We start from the raw sequence: 436 nt of genomic DNA on the forward strand, positions 1-436 counted from the left end.
GGTCGCTGCGCCGTCTTGGCCGAAGCCGTTGCCCGTTGCTGTCGTGACGTTGCCATTCACCAGCGCCGTGCCGTCTTCGGTCACAGAGCCTGCGATGTGCGAGGCCGCCACGGGCACGTCGTCCACGATGGTGATCGTGACGTTGCCGCTGCCCGTGCTGCCGCCCACGCCTGCCACTGCCACTGCAATGGTGTCCGTCAGGGTGCCCGTCAGAGTGTTGTCGCCATTGCCCGCAACGTGCGTTTGCGCAGCGCTGAGGGTGTAGCTGTAGTCGATCTCGGCACTCTTGCCGTCCGCCGCAGGCGTCACGCCAGTGATGGTCAGCACGCCCTTGCCGGTGTTCACGAACTTGCCGTTCAGATCGGCCAGCGTGTACGCCGTGCCGCCGATGCTCACCGTGGCAATGCCGTCGGTGGCATTGACGGTGATCGTGCCC

1 protein-coding gene is annotated in these 436 nt (G+C 66.1%); it reads right to left on the minus strand.

Annotated elements, in window-relative coordinates; translation table 11 throughout:
* Window positions 1–436, minus strand: a 436-nt coding sequence (locus QEP12_RS16965; protein ID WP_284214993.1) for a hypothetical protein, incomplete at both ends; no start/stop codon positions are given.

The sequence above is a fragment of the Comamonas jiangduensis genome, from assembly GCF_030162955.1.
GTDB lineage: Bacteria > Pseudomonadota > Gammaproteobacteria > Burkholderiales > Burkholderiaceae_C > Comamonas > Comamonas jiangduensis.